Origin of the sequence: Salinisphaera orenii subsp. halophila YIM 95161 (assembly GCF_003732545.1) — a bacterium.
Classification (GTDB): Bacteria; Pseudomonadota; Gammaproteobacteria; order Nevskiales; family Salinisphaeraceae; genus Salinisphaera; species Salinisphaera orenii_A.
The window spans coordinates 17,072-33,487 of sequence record NZ_AYKF01000087.1; the positions used below are offsets into that span (position 1 = coordinate 17,072).

At 68.5% G+C, this 16,416-nt stretch carries 9 protein-coding genes, 3 tRNA genes and 1 pseudogene; 4 read left to right on the forward strand and 9 right to left on the reverse strand.

Going from position 1 to position 16,416, the window contains the following annotated elements:
* Window positions 1-128: 128 nt before the first annotated feature.
* The 4 genes from aspS to SAHL_RS10185 all read right to left on the reverse strand — a co-directional run bounded on the left by aspS (window position 129) and on the right by SAHL_RS10185 (window position 4,011).
* Window positions 129-1,913, reverse strand: a complete 1,785-nt coding sequence (aspS, locus tag SAHL_RS10170) for an aspartate--tRNA ligase (protein WP_123591319.1) — start codon at window positions 1,911-1,913, stop codon at window positions 129-131.
* Between the two features lie 105 nt (window positions 1,914-2,018).
* Complete coding sequence (locus SAHL_RS10175; RefSeq protein WP_123591308.1) at window positions 2,019-2,423, reverse strand: FmdB family zinc ribbon protein; 405 nt, start codon at window positions 2,421-2,423, stop codon at window positions 2,019-2,021.
* A 36-nt stretch (window positions 2,424-2,459) separates the two neighbouring features.
* Window positions 2,460-3,812, reverse strand: coding sequence for a UDP-glucose dehydrogenase family protein (locus tag SAHL_RS10180; protein ID WP_123591309.1), 1,353 nt, complete (start codon window positions 3,810-3,812; stop codon window positions 2,460-2,462).
* Window positions 3,813-3,936: 124 nt separating this feature from the next.
* Window positions 3,937-4,011 (reverse strand) — tRNA-Val (locus tag SAHL_RS10185).
* 121 nt (window positions 4,012-4,132) lie between these two features.
* On the opposite strand from SAHL_RS10185, the pseudogene SAHL_RS10190 reads away from it, so the two are divergent.
* The 3 genes and pseudogenes from SAHL_RS10190 to SAHL_RS10200 form a co-directional block, all read left to right on the forward strand.
* Window positions 4,133-5,224 (forward strand): annotated as a pseudogene (locus SAHL_RS10190) (DegT/DnrJ/EryC1/StrS family aminotransferase); the annotation flags it as partial.
* Between the two features lie 62 nt (window positions 5,225-5,286).
* Window positions 5,287-5,362 (forward strand) — tRNA-Ala (locus SAHL_RS10195).
* Window position 5,363: 1 nt separating this feature from the next.
* Window positions 5,364-5,439: transfer RNA gene (locus SAHL_RS10200), tRNA-Glu, on the forward strand.
* A gap of 435 nt (window positions 5,440-5,874) precedes the next feature.
* Here the strand turns inward: SAHL_RS10200 and SAHL_RS10205 are convergent.
* Together SAHL_RS10205 and SAHL_RS10210 are read right to left on the reverse strand one after the other, a co-directional pair.
* Window positions 5,875-7,092 (reverse strand): MFS transporter, encoded by a 1,218-nt coding sequence (locus SAHL_RS10205; RefSeq protein ID WP_123591311.1) that lies wholly within the window; start codon window positions 7,090-7,092, stop codon window positions 5,875-5,877.
* A 166-nt stretch (window positions 7,093-7,258) separates the two neighbouring features.
* On the reverse strand, window positions 7,259-7,876 hold the full coding sequence (locus SAHL_RS10210) for a TetR/AcrR family transcriptional regulator (protein WP_123591312.1): 618 nt from the start codon (window positions 7,874-7,876) through the stop codon (window positions 7,259-7,261).
* A 158-nt stretch (window positions 7,877-8,034) separates the two neighbouring features.
* On the opposite strand from SAHL_RS10210, the gene putA reads away from it, so the two are divergent.
* Window positions 8,035-11,262, forward strand: coding sequence for a bifunctional proline dehydrogenase/L-glutamate gamma-semialdehyde dehydrogenase PutA (putA, locus tag SAHL_RS10215; protein ID WP_123591313.1), 3,228 nt, complete (start codon window positions 8,035-8,037; stop codon window positions 11,260-11,262).
* Between the two features lie 255 nt (window positions 11,263-11,517).
* Here putA and putP read toward each other — a convergent pair whose 3' ends face one another.
* The 3 genes from putP to hldE all read right to left on the reverse strand — a co-directional run bounded on the left by putP (window position 11,518) and on the right by hldE (window position 16,182).
* A complete protein-coding gene (gene putP, locus SAHL_RS10220) occupies window positions 11,518-13,017 on the reverse strand; it encodes a sodium/proline symporter PutP (RefSeq protein WP_123591314.1) in 1,500 nt (499 codons plus the stop codon).
* 425 nt (window positions 13,018-13,442) lie between these two features.
* Window positions 13,443-14,735: a lipid IV(A) 3-deoxy-D-manno-octulosonic acid transferase gene (gene waaA / locus SAHL_RS10225; protein ID WP_123591315.1), complete on the reverse strand. Its 1,293-nt coding sequence runs from the start codon at window positions 14,733-14,735 to the stop codon at window positions 13,443-13,445.
* Window position 14,736: 1 nt separating this feature from the next.
* Entirely contained in the window at window positions 14,737-16,182 is a 1,446-nt protein-coding gene (hldE, locus tag SAHL_RS10230; RefSeq protein ID WP_123591316.1) for a bifunctional D-glycero-beta-D-manno-heptose-7-phosphate kinase/D-glycero-beta-D-manno-heptose 1-phosphate adenylyltransferase HldE, read from the reverse strand.
* Window positions 16,183-16,416 lie beyond the last annotated feature (234 nt).

Below are 16,416 nucleotides of genomic sequence, written 5' to 3' on the forward strand. Positions count from 1 at the left end.
TCCAGCGCCCGCCGGGAAACGTCAAAACAAGGTGGCTAATACAACAAGGCCGGCGCCCGCTGTCGCAGGCGCCGGCCCTTTCAGTTCACGGAAAAGCCGCGATCAAGCGGCCGCGGCCGCAGCTCGGTTCAGCCCTCGGCCTTCCCGGTCGTGCGCAATCGAATCCCGAGTTCGCGAAGCTGGGCGTTGTCCGCCAGCCCCGGGGCCCCGGTCAGCAGATCGGTCGCGGTCTGGGTCTTGGGGAAGGCGATGACCTCGCGAATCGAATCCGCGCCGGCCATGAGCATGACCAGCCGATCCAGGCCGAAGGCGATGCCGGCGTGCGGTGGCGCGCCGTACTTGAGCGCCTCGAGCAGGAAGCCGAACTTCTCTTCGGCCGCCTCACGCGGTACACCGAGGACGTCGAACGCCGCCTGCTGCATTTCGGGGGTGTGGATACGCACCGAGCCGCCCCCGATCTCGGTACCATTGAGCACCATGTCATAGGCCTGTGACAGCGCGCTCTCCGGATCCGCTCGCAGCGCCTCGGCGTCGTCGACCGCAGGCGCGGTGAATGGATGATGCAGGGCCTCCCAGCGCTTGGCGTCGGGGTCGTACTCGAACATCGGCCAGTCCACGACCCACAGCGGCGCCCATTCGCCGGCGACACGGCCGAGATCGTGGCCGAGCCGCACCCGCAGCGCACCCAGCGCGTCGTTGACCACGGTGGCGCGGTCGGCGCCGAAGAACAGCAGGTCGCCGTCGGCGGCACCGCTGCGCGACATGATGCCGTCCACGGCCTCGTCCGACAGGAACTTGAGGATCGGCGAGGCGAGGCCGTCGCGGCCGGCAGCCGTGTCGTTGACCTTCACATAGGCCAGTCCCCGGGCGCCGTAGCGGCCGACGAAGTCGGTGTAGTCGTCGATCTGCTTGCGCGTCAGGCTCGCGCCACCCGGCACGCGCAGCACCGCCACGCGTCCGCTGGCGCTGTTGGCCGGCCCGGAAAAGACCTTGAACTCGGCATCCGCGACCAGATCGGCGATGTCGACGAGTTCCAGGTCGATGCGCAGGTCGGGCTTGTCGGAGCCGAAGCGGCGCATCGCCTCCGCATAGCTCATGCGCGGGAGCGGGTCGGGCAACGCGGCGCCGAGCACGTCCGCGAACAGCGCGCGGATCATGGTCTCGTTGATGGCCATGATGTCGTCGGCGTCGACGAACGACGCCTCGATGTCGATCTGGGTGAACTCGGGCTGGCGGTCGGCGCGCAGGTCCTCGTCACGGAAGCAGCGGGCGATCTGGTAATACCGGTCCATCCCGGAGACCATCAGCAGCTGCTTGAACAGCTGCGGCGACTGCGGCAGCGCGAAGAAGTGGCCCGGCTGCGTACGGCTCGGCACCAGGTAGTCGCGCGCACCCTCGGGGGTGGCGCGTGTGAGGATCGGCGTCTCGATATCGAGAAACCCCTGATCGTCCAGCGCCTTGCGCACGGCCCGCGTGACCTGGGCGCGCAGCTGCATGTGCCGCTGCATGCGCGGCTTGCGCAGCTCCACGTAGCGATAGCGCAGACGCGCGGCATCGCCGACGTTCTCGGTCTCGTCGAGCTGCAGCGGCGGCGTCTCGGAGGCGTTGAGTACGGTCAGCTCGGTGGTGTAGATCTCGACCTCACCCGAGGCGAGACTGGCATTGACCGTGCCTTCCGGGCGATGGCGCACGCGGCCGGTGACCTGGATCACGTACTCGCTGCGCAGATCCTCGGCCACCGCGAAGATGTCCGGCTCGTCCGGGTCGAAGACGACCTGTACGAGACCGCTGCGATCACGCAGATCGATGAAGATGACTCCGCCGTGATCGCGACGGCGGTGGACCCACCCGCAGACCGTGATGTCGGTGTCGATGGTCGCGGCGGTTACGTCGCCGCTGTAGTGGGATCGCATCATGACTCGCGTGTCGCCCTGTCAAAAGAGCGCGAGTCTAGCAACTCCGGCCGCCGCGCCGGTAGCCCGCCGTCGACGAGCCCCCGGCGCGCCGGTCCGCCGGCGTCAGCCGCTGTCGCCGGATGCGCTCTTGCGGCTGCTCTTGTCGCCGCTTTCACGCGCCGGCTTGGCGGCGTCGGTCTTGCCGCTGCCCTTGTCCGGCGCGGCCTTGCCCGCGCCCTCCTTGGGTTTGGCGGCAGAGGCGCCGTCGCCGTCCTTCTTGCCGGCGCCATTGGTCTCGGACGACTTCGCGCTGTCGCTCTTGTCCCCGGACAGGTTGCGCTGCCCCTCGGACTTGAAGTCGGTCTCGTACCAGCCGCCGCCGGCCAGCCGGAAGCCGGCCGCCGAGACCTTGCGCTTGAGGGCGGCCTCCCCGCAGTCGGGGCATTCGGTCAGCGGATCATCGGACAGGCGCTGGAGACGTTCCAGCTCATGGCCGCAGTCACGGCACACATATTCATAGATGGGCATGTCGCTTGCCTCGCAACATCGGTGAAGACGCCTATTCTATCCAAGCGTCGTGCGGGCGCCAGAGGCGGCCGAACGACCGATTCCGTAGTATGCAAACCCGGCCTGCGCGACGTACGACGGTTTGTAGATGTTGCGGCCGTCGACCAGCACCGGCGTGTTCATCAGCCCCGCCAGGGCATCGAAGTCCGGCGTGCGAAAGATATGCCATTCGGTGACCAGCACGAGCGCATCCGCGCCGGTGGCCGCCGTCTCGCCGTCCGTGCACAGGGTCAGGTCGTCGCGCTCGCCGTAGATGCGTCGCGTCTCGCCCATGGCCTCGGGGTCGTAGGCGCGCACCCGCGCGCCCGCCGCCCAGAGCGACTCCATGAGCGTGCACGCCGGGGCCTCGCGCATGTCGTCGGTATTCGGCTTGAAGGCCAGCCCCCACAGCGCGATGGTCTTGCCGGTCAGATCGCCGCCGAAGTGGTAGCGGAGCTTGTCGAACAGCACGCTCTTCTGGCGATTGTTGACGCGCTCGACCGAGTTGATGATCTCCGCCTCGTAGCCCAGCTCCGCCGCGGTCTGGCCGAGCGCGCGCACATCCTTGGGGAAACAGGAGCCGCCGAAACCGCAGCCCGGGTAGATGAAATGGTAGCCGATGCGATGATCGGCACCGATCGCCCGCCGGACCTGCTCGATATCGGCGTCGACCCGGTCGGCGACCTGCGAGAGCTCGTTCATGAGGCTGATCTTGGTCGCCAGCATCACGTTGGCGGCGTACTTGGTCAGCTCCGCGGAGCGGATGTCCATGACGATCGTACGGTCGTGCTGGCGGTTGAAGGGCGCGTAGAGCGCGCGCAGATGCTCGGCCGCGCGCTCGTTGTCGACCCCGACGACCACGCGGTCGGGCTTCATGAAGTCGTCGATCGCCGCGCCTTCCTTGAGGAATTCCGGATTGGAGGCGACATCGAATTCGACCTCGACGCCGCGCGCGGCCACGGCCGACGCGAGCTGGGCGCGCACCTTGTCGGACGTACCGACCGGCACCGTCGACTTGGTGATCACCAGACGATAGTCGTTCATGTGCTCGCCGATGGTCTGGGCGACCTTGAGCACATATTTGAGGTCGGCACTGCCGTCCTCGTCCGGCGGCGTGCCCACGGCGATGAACTGCAGCGTGCCGTGCGCCACCGCATCGGCGGCGTCCGTGGTGAAACGCAGCCGGCCGGAAGCGACGTTCTCGTGCACGATCTGCTCGAGTCCGGGCTCGTAGATCGGAATCTCGCCGCGCGTCAGGCGCGCGATCTTGTCCTCGTCGATATCCACGCAGACCACGTGATTGCCGCTATGTGCCAGACAGGCACCCGTGACCAGGCCGACGTAGCCGGTTCCGAAAATCGTGATGCGCACCGCTGCTTCCCTGTCCGTTGGAAAAACCCGACCGCGGATTATGCGCACGCACAACGACGGTTGCGAGGACACGCACGCTGCGGCCATAAAAAAGGCCAGGCAATCCGCCTGGCCTCGTCATGTCTGGTGGGCGGTGCTAGGTTCGAACTAGCGACCCCTGCCGTGTGAAGACAGTGCTCTACCGCTGAGCTAACCGCCCGATCGCGAGACGCGGGAGTGTATGCGTCCGCCGCGCGCCGGTCAACGTAAACATGGCCGCGCCACCCCTTGGCCGATGCTAGAATCCCCGCCACACGAGCGCCCGACCCAACGCCGCGACAGGAGCGTGCATGCAACTCATCGATCTCCAGGCCCAGTATCAGCGCATCAAGCCGGATGTCGATGCGCGCATTCAGGCGGTGCTCGATCACGGCCGCTACGTCATGGGGCCGGAGATCGAGGCGCTGGAAAGCCGTCTCGCCGAGTACGCCGGCATCGAGCACTGTGTGGCCCTGTCCAGCGGCACCGACGCGCTGCTGGTCACCATGATGGCGCTGGACATCGGTCCGGGCGACGAGGTCATCACATCGCCGTTCACCTTCATCGCCACCGGCGAGATGATCGGCCTGCTCGGCGCCACGCCGGTGTTCGTCGACATCGATCCGGCGACCTACAACATCGACGCGACCCAGATCGAGGCCCACGTCAGTGAACGCACCAAGGCGATCATGCCGGTGAGCCTGTTCGGCCAGATGCCGGATATGGACGCGATCAACACCATCGGCGAGCGTCACGGCATCCCCGTGATCGAGGACGCCGCCCAGAGCTTCGGCGCGACCTATCGCGACCGGCGCTCCTGCGGCGCATCGAAGCTGGCGGCGACGTCCTTCTTCCCCGCAAAGCCGCTGGGCTGCTACGGCGACGGCGGCGCCGCGTTCACTTCCGACGCCGACCTCGCCCAGCGCATGCGCGAACTGCGCAATCACGGCCAGGACGCGCCGTACCACCATCCGCGGCTGGGCATCAACGGTCGCCTCGACACCATCCAGGCCGCGGTTCTGCTGGCGAAGATGGAGGTCTTCGACGACGAGGTCGCACGCCGGGCCGAAGTCGGCGCGCGCTACGACAACAAACTCGCCGGGCTGGCCAAGACGCCCGCCGTTGCCGACGGCTGCACGAGCGTCTACGCCCAGTACACGATCGAGGTCGAGGACCGCGATCGCGTGCGCGCGGCACTCAACGAAGCCGGCATCCCGAGCGCGGTCTACTACCCCGTCCCGCTCAATCGCCAGCCCCCGCTGTATTCAGACGTCGCCATTCCGCAGTCGGAGGCGGCCGCGGCGCGCGTGCTGAGCCTGCCCATGCATCCCTACCTCGACGAGGCGGATCAGGACCGGGTCGCGCACGCACTGGCGGAAGCTGTCGGAAAATAATTTCGGAAGAGACTTGGCACGGCGCAACCAAGTCTCTATAATTCGCGCCTCGCAACGGTTACGGGGCCATAGCTCAGCTGGGAGAGCGCAACACTGGCAGTGTTGAGGTCGGCGGTTCGATTCCGCCTGGCTCCACCAAGTCCCCATCGTCTAGAGGCCTAGGACACTGCCCTTTCACGGCAGCGACAGGGGTTCGAATCCCCTTGGGGACGCCATTGTTGCATAGGGCGCTACCCAGCCCTCCTTCGCGGCACCGCGTCGAACTCGATCCTCTAGACTCCGCTGCAGTCGCTGCAATGTCGCCGGCTCGCGCGACCAGGACCGCTCCGTCTACGATATGAGACAGCGGGCGACAAGCTATTCGGCTGAGCCGGCAAGATTCCTCCCCGAGACGCGCCCGCTGCAGGCGAACCATAGCCGCCATGGTGTCTCGACTGTCTCTCGACAGCTCCCGCGGACATGTCATTCCCGCTATCTCGCCAATCTGCGTATTTCTCCGGAGAGACGGCTCAATAGCGGACAATTATTCTATACTCGCTTCCTTGGTGCAGGAATCTAGTGCGTGCTCTTGCCCCGCCTCCCCTGGCCTGCATCTCGGAAGCACCTTCTTTCGCCGACCGCCGCAGCGGCGGTCGGCTTCCTCGCCCGGCTCATGACGACGCGCGTTCGATACGGCGCAGTCGCTGCATCGCCAGCGTGCCGATCAACGGTCCGACGGCCAGCAGGGCGAATGCCGGCAGCCAGCCCCAGGCGGCGTGCACCATCGGGATCAGCCAGAGCGCGGGCACGGTCAGCAGGTAGCCGATCGCCAGCTGGAGCGTCAGCGCGGTGCCCACATAGGCCTGGTTGCCGAGCTCCGTAATGACGGTCGAGAACTGCGCCGAGTCCGCGACCACCCAGAATCCCCAGACGAGCCCGACGACGAGCACCACCGGCCAGGGCAGCCACTGAACCAGGCCGATGAGCACGGCGCAGCCGCCGGATATGATCATCGCCACCATCGTCGCCGTGCCACGGCCCCAGGCGTCGCCGAGCACGCCGCCGATCCAGCAGCCGACGGCCCCGATGCCGATCACCGCGAAGGTCGCGATCGCGCTGCCGACCAGCGGCGCCGCGACCTCCTGCCGCGTGAGCACGTCGCCGAAGAACACGCCGAACCACGCCCACATGGCGTACAGCTCCCACATGTGTCCAAAGTAGCCGATACAGGCCAGGCGCACAGGTCGGTCCGAGAACACCCGCCACGCCTGACGCGGGTCGAAGGGCGCGCGCGGAAAATCGAACGGGCCGTCGCTGCCGACGTACTCGGCGATCACGCCGCCCGCCAGCGTCAGCGCGGACGTCAAAGCGATCACGACGCGCCAGTCCAGGCCGCCCAGACCGTTGACCAGATGCGGCGCGGCCGACCCCAGGGTCAGCGCGCCCACCATGATGCCCAGCGCGGTGCCGCGCTTGACCTTGAACCAGGTCGCCATGGCTTTCATCGCCGGCGGGTAGACGCTGGCCAGCGCAAAACCGGTGATCGCGCGCAGGGCGATGGCCGCGGCGACACCGGGCTCCACGAGCAGCAGGGCATTCGCCAAGGCCGCGATCGCGCCGCCGTAGAGCATCAGCCGACGCGGAGCGATGCGGTCGGCGACGTTGAATACGGCGGAGGCGAGCGCGCCTGCGACGAAGCCCACCTGCACCGCGATTGTCAGCCACGCCGCCTGCCCGGCCGACAGCGCCCAGGCGTCACGCAGCTGCGGTACGACCGCGGTCGCCGAAAACCACGTGGTCATGCCGCAGAGCATCGCCAGGGCCAGCACGATCAGCGCGGACCAGCGGCCGGGCGGATCCACCGGCGCTGCGGTTGCATCAGTCGTCATATCGCCCTCACACCAGCCGGACCGCCGCGCGCCTGCGGGTGATTCCCGAATCGCCTGCCGTCATCATGGGCCATCGCTCCTCCGTGGCATCTGTGGTGTCAGCCGCGGCGGGCACGGCGTCCCGATTGACTGTACTGATCGGTCCAGCCGAATGCGAGCGCCGATGCTATCCGGCGGCCGGCGAGGAGGGATTCGACGGTTCGTCCCACCCCCGCAAACCGTCGAGGAGCATGTCGCAGAAGGCATCCGCGATCGCCTCGGGCGTTTGCGCCCCGTCCGGGCGCAGCCAGAGATAGCCGTAGTGATGCATGCCGAGCACGGCCTTGACGGTGAGCGTATCGACATTGCGAAAGACGTCCGCCGCCGCACCGGCGCTCAGAATGCGCGCCCAGACGCGTTCGTAGTCGCGGTGCAGCGCCAGCAGCGTGCGCCGGTTGTCTCCGGTCACCGCGTGCATCTCCCGAAAGCAGACGGTGAGTTCGTCCCGATCGTCGGCCACGCTGCGCATCACGACCCGGGAAAAGCGTCGCAGCCGTGTCTCGGGCGCCATGGGCGCATCGAGCAGCGCGCGCCCCTCGACGACCAGGGCCCGCAGGTAGCGGGTCGTGATCTCGAAGAGCAGCTCCTCCTTGTTGCGAAAATAATGATAGAGCGAACTCCGCCCGAGCCCGGTGGCCCGTTCCAGGTCGGCCATGCCGGTGGCGTGGTAGCCCTGCTGGGCGAACAGCCGCGCCGCCACGGCCAGCAGATGAGCGCGGTTGTCGCGTCCGGCGGCGGTATTCATGCCTGTTGACCCGGTGCGGGGCGCCGCAATGCAGCGCCGTTTGACGATGCGGCGAGTCTATCGCAGAGGCTGCACCTGACGGTCGCGGTCAATCAGAGGTCGACAGGCCGACATACGCCGCGCTAGCGTAAATGCCAACCCTCCAACACGGCCCAACCATGGACTACTCCCGACCGAGTCAGGTCGACGAAGACGCCTATCGCGGCGTACTCGAGACCTATCGCTGCAACGAGGCCGATCAACTCACGCGCCTGCTCGACATCGCCGAACGCGACCGGCAGACCACGCAGCGCATCGAGGCCGATGCCGCCGCGCTCGTGCGCGCCGTCCGGGAGGCCGACGAGCACGGCAGCGGCATCGACGCCTTCATGCACGAATACGAGTTGTCGAGCCAGGAGGGTGTGGTCCTGATGTGCCTCGCGGAGGCGCTGCTGCGCATCCCCGATGACGCCACGGTCGACAAGCTCATCGACGACAAGATCGGCGGCTCCAACTGGGAGTCGCATCTGGGCGAATCGCGCTCGTGGTTCGTCAACGCCTCCACCTGGGGGCTGATGCTCACCGGGCGCATCCTGCGCTACGAGGATTCACCGCAGCGCAATTTCCGCAGCGTGCTGCAGCGCCTGGTCAAGCGCAGCGGCGAGCCCTTCATCCGCCAGGCCGTCAGCCGGGCGATGCGCATCATGGGCAAGCAGTTCGTGATGGGCCGCACGATCGACGAGGCGATCTCCAACGCCCGTTCCCTCGAAAGGCGCGGCTATACCTACTCGTACGACATGCTCGGCGAGGCCGCGCGCACCGACGCCGACGCGCAGCGCTACTACGACGACTATCATCGCGCCATCGAGGCCTGCGGCGGCGCCAGCCGCGAGCTCGGCCCGGAGAAATCGCCGGGCGTATCGGTCAAGCTCTCGGCGCTGCTCGCGCGTTACGAACTCGCCCATCGCGAGCGCGTGCACCGGGAGCTGCTGCCGCGGCTGCTCAAACTCGCGCGCCTGGCCGCCGAGAAGAACATCAATCTGACCATCGACGCCGAGGAGGCCGCCCGCCTCGACCTGTCGCTGGAACTGTTCGCCTGCGTGTCGCAGGAGGACGATCTGGCCGACTGGCAGGGCCTCGGGCTCGCGCTGCAGGCCTACCAGAAGCGCGCCCTCGACGTCATCGACTGGCTCGCGGACCTCGGCCGCCGTCATCAGCGCCGCATCATGATCCGGCTGGTCAAGGGCGCCTACTGGGACACCGAGATCAAGACCGCGCAGGAGGCCGGGCTCGACGACTATCCGGTGTTCACCCGCAAGACCAACACCGACGTGTCGTTCCTGGCCTGCGCGAACCGCATCCTGGCGCACGACGATGTCTTCTACGGCCAGTTTGCGACCCACAACGCCCATACCCTGGCCTACATCCGTCATGCCGTGGGCGAGCGTACCGACTACGAATTCCAGCGCCTGCACGGCATGGGCGAAGCCCTCTACGAGCAGATCGTGGAGAAGGGCGACCGACGTGCGCCCTGTCGCATCTACGCCCCGGTGGGCGCGCACGAGGATCTGCTGGCCTATCTCGTCCGGCGGCTGCTGGAGAACGGCGCCAACAGCTCCTTCGTCAACCGCGTGGTCGACGAGAACGAACCGGTCGAGGACATCGTCGCCGATCCGGTGACCGCCGCCCGCCAGCAGACCGAGGCCCGCCACCCGCGCATACCCCTGCCCCGCGATCTCTACGGCGAGCGCCGGCCAAATGCGCGCGGCATCGACCTCACCGACGTCCGTGCGCTGGACGCGCTGGCCCGGGGCATGCGCGAAGCCGACGCCCGCGTCTGGCATGCCGGCCCGGTCATCGGCGGCCGTCTGCGCGGCCCGTCCGACGGCGACAAGACCGGATCCGACGATCGCGCCCAGCCCGTCCACTCGCCGGCCGACACCGAACACGTCGTGGGCGACGTGGTCTGGGCCGGAGGCGACGATATCGAGGCCGCGCTCGCTTCGGCCGCGGCCGCCGCCGACCGCTGGGATGCGACCCCGGGAACCGAGCGCGCGGCCTGTCTGCGTCGCTACGCCGACCTGCTGGAAACCCATATGCCCGAGTTGATCGCGCTGTGCGCGCGCGAGGCCGGCAAGCATATTCCGGACGGCGTGGCGGAAGTGCGCGAGGCGGTCGATTTCTGTCGCTACTACGCCTGTCAGGTCGAGGACGAGTTCTCCGGCGAAATGCCGCTGCCGGGGCCGACCGGCGAACGCAACACCTACCGCCTGGACGGCCGCGGCGTGTTCGTCTGCATCAGCCCCTGGAACTTTCCGCTGGCGATCTTCACCGGCCAGGTCGCGGCCGCCCTGGCCGCCGGCAACGCCGTGATCGCCAAGCCGGCGGAGCAGACCTGCCTGATCGGCGCCCGCGCGGTCGCCCTCATGCACGAAGCCGGCATCCCCGGCGATGTCCTGCATCTGCTGCCGGGCGACGGCCCGAGCGTCGGCGCCAAGCTGGTCACCGATCTCCGCGTGGCCGGGGTGGCCTTCACCGGCTCGCTGGCCACGGCCAAGGCCATCAACAAGTCACTGGCCGAGCGCGACGGCCCGCTGATCCCGCTGATCGCCGAGACCGGCGGCCAGAACGCCATGATCGTGGATTCCTCGGCACTGATCGAACAGGTGGTCGCCGACGTCATCAAGTCCGGCTTTCAGAGCGCGGGCCAGCGCTGTTCGGCGCTGCGGGTGCTGTATGTGCAGAACGACATCGCCGACACGCTGCTCACGATGCTCTCGGGCGCCATGGCCGAACTATCGGTCGGCGATCCGTGGCGGCTGTCGACCGACGTGACCCCGGTGATCGACGCCGAGGCGCGCGACGCGCTGACCGACTATGCCGACAAGGCCGGCAAGACCTACGAATCGATCTACACCTGCCGGCTCGGCGAGGACACGCGCCGCGGCACCTTCGTCGCCCCGCGCGCCTTCGGGCTGAAGAACGTGGACGAACTCGGCGACGAGCAGTTCGGCCCCATCGTGCACGTCGTGCGCTTCGAGGCCGACGAGATCGACGAGGTCGTCGACGCCATCAACGGCCTCGGCTACGGCCTGACCTTCGGCATCCACAGCCGCATCGACACCACGGTCGAGCGGGTGCTGCGGCGGATCAAGGTCGGTAACGCCTACGTCAACCGCAACATGATCGGCGCCGTGGTCGGCGTGCACCCGTTCGGCGGCGAGGGCCTGTCCGGGACCGGCCCCAAGGCCGGCGGCCCGCACTATCTCCACCGCTTCGCCACCGAGCGCGCCGTCAGCCGGGATACGACGGCCGCCGGCGGCAACGCGTCGCTGATGTCGCTGGAGGAGGATGAGCCGGCCGACAATACGCTGGTCACGCCAGAGCCCCAGCGTTACGCCCGTTGAGCGTGCCCGGCGTGTAACCGGCACGCATCACGGCCTCGGATGAATGATTCGGGGCCGTGACTTCGTGCGCCCGAGCGGATGTAACGCCACCCCGGACCAGCACGAAGCCCGGCGTGAGTCGGGCGGACCCTATCCCCGTTGCCCGAAAGCACCGCGCGTACGCGCTTCGCTGGTGGGGCGGCGTCGAGTCGTGCGCGAGGCGCCATCCGCCACGGCCTTTCGCGCCGTGACGGATGGCCTTCTAGGCGTCTCGCACTAGGCGCGGTCCGCCTCGAGCGGCCGGAATTCGCCGCTCGACTCGGTCGCCAGGCTGACGACATAGATCGCGATCCAGGCGACGATGAAGCCCGGAATTATCTCGTAGATGCCGTCCCAGCCGAAGAATTCGCTGTTCCAGCCGAGCTGTATCCAGACGATGACGGTCAGCGCGCCGGCGACCAGCCCGGCCACCGCGCCGCTACCCGACATGCGCGGCCAGGTCAGCGACAGGATGATCAGCGGTCCGAACGCCGCACCGAAGCCGGCCCAGGCGTTGCTGACCAACCCGAGGACCTGGGAATCGGGATTGCTGGCAATGAACACGGCCGCCAGGCCGACGAGCAGCACGCTCAGGCGACCGATGAGCACCGTTTCACCCTCACTGGCGTTCCGGCGCAGAAACAGCCGATAGAAATCCTCCGTCAACGAGGATGAGGCCACCAGCAGCTGGCTGGAGATCGTGCTCATCACGGCCGCGAGCAGTGCGGCGTAGAGAAAGCCCGTGATCAACGGATGGAACAACAGGTCCGCGAGCACGATGAAGATGGTCTCGGCGTCCTCGACCTCGACGCCGTTGCGCTCGACGTAGGCCCGGCCGAACACGCCGAGGGCGACCGCGCCGATCAGCGACACCGCCATCCACGTCATGCCGATGTTGCGCGCCTTGGGCACCTCCGAAATGGAGCGGATCGCCATGAAGCGGACGATGATGTGCGGCTGACCGAAATAACCCAGCCCCCAGGTCACCGCGGAAAGAAAGCCGATGATCGACAGACCGTCCGTCCAGGACAGGAAATTCGGATCGACGCCGGCCAGCGTCTCGGAGGCCTGGTCAAAACCGCCGCCCCCGCTGCCGAAAAGGACCACCACGGGCATCAGGACCAGCGCCACCATCATGATGCAGCCCTGACAGAAGTCGGTCAGGCTCACCGCCAGGAAGCCGCCGACGACCGTGTAGGTGAGCACGATGCCCAGCGTCAGCCAGATACCGACGGCGTAGTCGCTCATCATGTCGGTATCGATGACGCCCCCGAAGGCGCTCGTGAACAGCTTGCCCCCGGCGACCAGCCCCGAAGCGGTGTAGACCGCGAAGAAGACGACGATGATGACCGCCGACACCGTCCGCAGCGCCATCGCGCGGCTGGGAAAGCGGTTGGAGAGGAACTGCGGGATCGTCAGGCTGTTGTCGTAGCGCTGGGTCTGTTCCCGCAGGCGCGGCGCCACGATGATCCAATTGGCGAACGCGCCGACGAACAGCCCGATGCCGATCCAGGCCTCGACCAGGCCCGAGGCGTAGAGCGCGCCGGGCAGACCCAGCAGCAGCCAGCCGCTCATGTCCGAGGCGCCCGCGGACAGCGCCGCCACGGCCGGGCTCAGATTCCGTCCCCCGAGTATGTATTCCTCGGACGACGACGTGGACTTGCGCCAGGCATAGAAGCCGATGCCGAGCATCAGCGCGAAATAGCAGATCAGACTGATCCAGATGCCGATTGCCATGATTCCCCCTTGAGCGACTGAATAATGTCTTTTGAACAGTTACACAGTTGGTCACGGGTGTGAAGGTGCCGACGATCGCCGCGCACCGCCGCCCTGACCCGAGCCCGGGGTCCGGCGTCGACCGCGAAGCGGACCGCGATGGCGTGCATTCGCATTGCCACGGGCTTCCATCCCGGTTCGGAATCGATCGAGTCGGCACGTCCGAGGCGGGCCGGAACCGACGCGACCCCGGCCGAACGGGCGTCATCGACGATGGTTTCATGGCACATGCGCCGATCCCATGCGCGCGCATCAAGACGTACCACCCCGCCCGGCCGAGCGGGCGCACCTCGAGACATCGCCTGCCCGTCGACGCGTCACGGCCCGGTTCGGCGAGGCGCGTCGCGGTTGCATCGTTCGAATACCGGCGGCGGTGGCCGGCGCGGTCAGATATCGTCGTCTCGGCCCACGCGCTGCCGAATGAATGCGACCGTATCGGCCAGTGCCCCGCCCTGCGCCGCGACGAGCCGCGCGCCGGCGGCACCGGCATCGCGGCCCGCATCGGGGGCATCGAACCAGTCGGCGAGCACCGCGGCCAGCGCCTCAGAGCCGGACACGACCTGCAGCGCGCCGGTCTCGGCCAGCGCGTCGACGATATCGCGCCAGTCCTCGATATGCGGCCCCACACAGATCGGACGGCCGAGCGCGGCCGGCTCGAGCACGTTATGGCCGCCGATGCCGGCCACCAGACTGCCGCCGACGAAGGCGGCGTCGGCCGCGGCGTAGAAATCCGGCACCTCGCCGAGCGTGTCCGCGAGCACGACGTCCGTGTCCGCGGCCACCGCGGCGCCACCGCTGCGACGCACATAGCGCCACGAGCGCGCCGTCAGCAGTTCGGCGACCCCGTCGAAGCGCTGGGGGTGGCGCGGCGCGAGTACCAGCAATGCCTGCGGGTGCCGCCGACGCAGGCGCTCGAACGCCTCGAGCACGATCGCCTCCTCGCCCTCGTGGGTACTCGCGGCGACCAGAATCGGGCGCCCTTCGGCCTGCCAGCGGCGGCGAAGCGCCGGCCCCTCGGCCAAGCGCGTCGACAGATCGGGCACATCGAACTTGAGGTTACCGGTGACGGTCACCGCCTCCCTGCGGGCGCCAAGCGCACGGAAACGCTGGGCGTGGGCTTCGCTGATCGCGCCGATGCCGGCCAGCCGACGCAGCGTGGCGCCGACGAGTCCGGCGATCGGCGGCGACCGATAGCGCGTCGCGGAGCGCGTCGACACGCTCGCGTTGACGATCACCATCGGCACATCGGCGCGCTCGGCGGCGGCGATCAGATGCGGCCAGAGCTCGGTTTCGGCGACGACGCCGAACGCGGGGCGTACGCCGCGCATGAAACGCCGGGTCGCCCCGACCGTATCCAGCGGCAGGTAGCGCACGCGCACCGTATCGCCGAAGCGCGCCCGCGCGCGTTCGCGGCCGGTGGGGGTCACGGTCGTGAGCAACACCGCCCGATCCGGCCACTGCGCGCGCAGGGCGTCGACCAGCGGCGCGATGAGCACGACCTCGCCCACGGAGGCGGCGTGCACCCAGATCGGCCCGCCGGCGAGCGGCGCGCCCCGGCCGAGCCGCTCGCCCCAGTGCGCGCGATAACTAGGCTCCCGCCGACCGCGCCAGTGGAAATAGACGAATGCCAGCGGCAGCGCGATCGCCGTCGCCAGCCGATAGACCGCGCGGGCGAGCACGTCAGTCCGCGTCGGCCGGGCCGCTCGCGTTCATGCGCTCGATGATGGCGGTGGTGGAGTAGCCCTCGACGAAATCCAGTATTCGGACCTCGCCGCCGGCCGCCCGCACGCATTCGCCGCCGGCGACCTCGTCGGGCCGATAGTCCCCGCCCTTGACCAGAACGTCCGGCTCGAGACGACAGATGAGGCGCTCGGGCGTGTCCTCGGAGAACGGCACGACCCAGTCCACCGCCGCCAGCCCCCGCAGCACCTGCATCCGGTGGCTCAGATCGTTGAGCGGCCGGGCCGGGCCCTTCAGGCGGCGCACCGAGGCGTCGTCGTTGACCGCCACCACCAGACAGTCGCCGAGCGCCCGCGCCGCCTCGAGATAGGCGATATGGCCCGGATGCAGCAAATCGAAGCAGCCGTTGGTCATCACCACGCGCTGGCCGTGGGCGCGGGCGTCCGCGAGCAGCGCGACCAGGCTGTCCTCGTCCACGAGACCGACGGCACCGCCCTGCATGGCGTGGGCGGCGCGCTCGAGCTCGGCGATCGACGCGGTGGCGGTGCCCAGCTTGGCCACGACGATGCCGGCGCCCAGATTCGCGATGGCCGCGGCGTCGCCCACCTCGAGGCCGGCGCCGATGCCCGCGGCCAGAAGCGCGATCACGGTATCGCCGGCACCGGTGACGTCGAACACTTCCCGGGCCTGGGCGGGCAGATGCAGATGCCCCGCGGCCGAGAACAGGCTCATGCCCTTTTCGCTGCGCGTGACCAGCAGCCCGTCGACGGCGAGATCGACGCGCAGGCGCTCGGCGCGTTCGACCAGGGCGTCGTCGTCGCCGGCCGCGCCCGCGACCGCCTCGAATTCGGTCAGATTCGGCGTGATCAGGCTGGCGCCGGCATAGCGCTGCCAATCCCGTCCCTTGGGATCGACCAGCACGGGGATGCCCCGGCGCCGGGCCGCGGCGATCAACGCCTGCACATCGGCGAGCGTGCCCTTGCCATAGTCCGAGCACACGACCACATCGGTGCCCGCCAGGGCCTGCTCGTAGCGCTGCATGAGCGCGTCGCGCTCGAACGCGCCGTCGAGCGCGAAGGATTTCTCGAAGTCCAGCCGGATCAGCTGCTGACTTCGGCTCATCACGCGCAGCTTGGAGACCGTGGGATGCGAGCCGCTTTCGAGCAGCAGCGGCTCGACGCCGGCGCCCGCGAGCAGACCGCGCACCGCGGCTCCCGGTTCGTCGTCGCCGATCACGCCGATGAGCCGCGTGACCGCGCCGACGCGCGCCAGGTTGAGCGCCACGTTGGCCGCGCCACCCAGACGACGCTCCTCGTCGCCGATGCGCACCACCGGCACCGGCGCTTCCGGCGAAATACGGCCGGTGTCCCCGTACCAGTAGCGATCCAGCATCACGTCGCCCACCACGAGCACGCGGGCCTGATCGAACGGGGGAATGGTCAGCATGCGCGCTTTCGCCGGCCGGACAATTCGCGCATCATACAAAGCCTGCCGGATGCTGTGTAGCGCAGCCGGCCGTGTTTTTCCTGTCGTTTTCGCCTATGACCGCATCCCGGCCGTGCCGGCGGGCCGACCGTGGCTGACCCGGCCAACACCCACGGCGACGCCCTCAAGCGCCCCCGCCACTGGCTGAGCTGGCTGGTGATCGGCATCGGCTGGCTCGTCACCCCGCTGCCCTAT